The organism is Streptomyces sp. NPDC087440 (assembly GCF_044744005.1).
In the GTDB taxonomy this organism is placed as follows: domain Bacteria; phylum Actinomycetota; class Actinomycetes; order Streptomycetales; family Streptomycetaceae; genus Streptomyces.
This window is the reverse complement of sequence record NZ_JBIUXN010000057.1, coordinates 1-1898: the sequence shown is the minus strand read 5'-3', so window position 1 is coordinate 1898 and position 1898 is coordinate 1. Positions and strand designations below refer to the sequence as shown.

1 protein-coding gene and 1 pseudogene are annotated in these 1898 nt (G+C 67.1%); one reads left to right on the top strand and one right to left on the bottom strand.

The features are described from left to right. Window positions 1-37: 37 nt before the first annotated feature. Window positions 38-568 (bottom strand): hypothetical protein, encoded by a 531-nt coding sequence (locus tag ACIO3O_RS42695; RefSeq protein ID WP_401756437.1) that lies wholly within the window; start codon window positions 566-568, stop codon window positions 38-40. A 676-nt stretch (window positions 569-1244) separates the two neighbouring features. On the opposite strand from ACIO3O_RS42695, the pseudogene ACIO3O_RS42690 reads away from it, so the two are divergent. After that, window positions 1245-1709 (top strand): annotated as a pseudogene (locus ACIO3O_RS42690) (IS701 family transposase); the annotation flags it as partial. Between the last annotated feature and the right edge of the window lie 189 nt (window positions 1710-1898).

Sequence of the window (1898 nt, the reverse complement as noted above, 5' to 3'; positions counted from 1 at the left end):
TACATCATCTCGCACGGCAATGGACACCAGCCGACGGCTACTTGCTCTGCACGTTCATCCGTACCAGCCTCTGCACATACGCGAGTACGCCGACAAGTGCCTTGTAGTCGCTCGGCAGGGGCGTTCCCAGACGGGACTCGACTGCCGCCCAGTCGACCTGGCCCGCGGTCCTTGGCATCCAGCCCGTCACAGCGATGAGCCGTTCCAGCCAGGAGGTTTCCGCGGGCAGATGCTCCGCGACCGGCGTGCTGCGCAGGGCGACCATCAGAGCGGGCCCGGCACCCTCGCCCTGGCCGGACCGGCCGAAGGCGACCCACCGGTTATTGAACGGCCAGGCGTACCTCCAGTCGACCTCCCCCGACAAGGGCAGTGGCGGCAGCCGGTCGGCGCCGCCGAAAGGCTCGCCGTACCGACTAGAAAGCGTCTCGACGACACTGTGCAGGTCAGTGCGAGCGGAGATGGGTAGGCATATGTGACCTGGCGCATCGCCGTGCTGGCGGCAGTCCAGGTCCCGGTGATCCGGCCACAGGATCTCGGCCACGGCGGTCAGAAGCTGTTCGTCGTCCATGCCCGCGAGTCAAGCATTCGCCACCGACAGCAGGGCAAAGCAAGGCAGCCCCGCACTCGGCGGCCAGCAGTCCCGGCCACATGACCTGCTCAAGCTGAGGTTGGAAAAAGCTTGCTGATCACCCCTCCAGAGGATCCGCACCCAATGGAATTGGCAGCCCTGCGTGCCACTCCGGCTGCCCTGATACGGACGACGGACTCGGCGGTCCGTCATCCTGTGGCAGCCTTGCGCGAGGATCCCGGGCGCGGGCTCGGCCGGCTCGCGGACAGCATCACCGCGTACTGGGAAGTGGCGCTCGCCCCGTACTGGGCGCGCATCGCCGCCCTGCACGAACGAGACATCGCGCACCGGGCACAGCGCTTCGCCGAAGGCGGGGCACACCGACTTCTGGAAGACCTCAATCCCCAACTCACCTGGGAAGAAACCACTTTGCGCCCCGCACGGGGCGCTGCGCGGACCCCAGCAACTCGGCGGCCGCGGGCTCCTGCTGCTCCCCTCCGCCTTCACCTGGCCCCGGATCTTCTCGATCCTGGAGAACGACAACTACCAGCCCACGTTGCGCTACCCGCCGCTCGGGGTGGGAGGGCTGTGGCAGGAGCAGCCACGACCCCGGTGCGAGGCCTTGGCCGGAGTCCTGGGACGCACCCGCGCACGGCTTCTGGGCGAACTGACAGCTCGCGTCTACGACTGGGCAGCGGCAAAACTCCTGGTCAACCTCGTCTTCGATCCCGAACCGCCCACCCACTACCGGTGGGTGATGGCCCGCCGCAGCCTCTCCGATCCCGCTGAACTCGCCTACTACATGGCCTACGCCCCGGCCAACGTCGAGGTTCCCGAACTCGTACGGATCGCGGGCTCACGCTGGGCCGTTGAGGAGTGCTTCCAGGCCGCGAAGAACGAGTGCGGCCTGGACGAGTACGAAGTCCGCCGCTACCCAGGCTGGTACCGGCACATCACCCTCGCCATGCTCGCCCACGCCTTCCTCGCCACCCTCGCTGCCCGACCCGACGCATCTCAAAAAGGGGCAGCAGAAACGAATCCACCAGCCTCGTTCCCCTCACCGTGGCAGAGATCCGACGGCTCCTGGCAGCTCTCCTTCCCACCCCCGGACCACCCCGCGACCCCCGCACCCACGCACTGAAGTGGTCCCACTGGCGCAGACACCACCAAGCCACCGCCCAGCGCAGCCACTACCGCACCAGAACCAGCCCAGGACACGAAATCCCGCTGAAGTACTAGTACTCCAGCCGGACTTTGATGTACTGCCTGGTCAACGGCTTGGGTGTGGGGAGTGTAGCGGGGCGGTGCCGAGTGCGGGATGGGTTTGCGA

Coding starts and splice junctions, on each gene's coding strand:
- ACIO3O_RS42695 (WP_401756437.1), bottom strand. CDS start 568: ATGGACGACGAACAGCTTCTGACCGCCGTGGCCGAGATCCTGTGGCCG.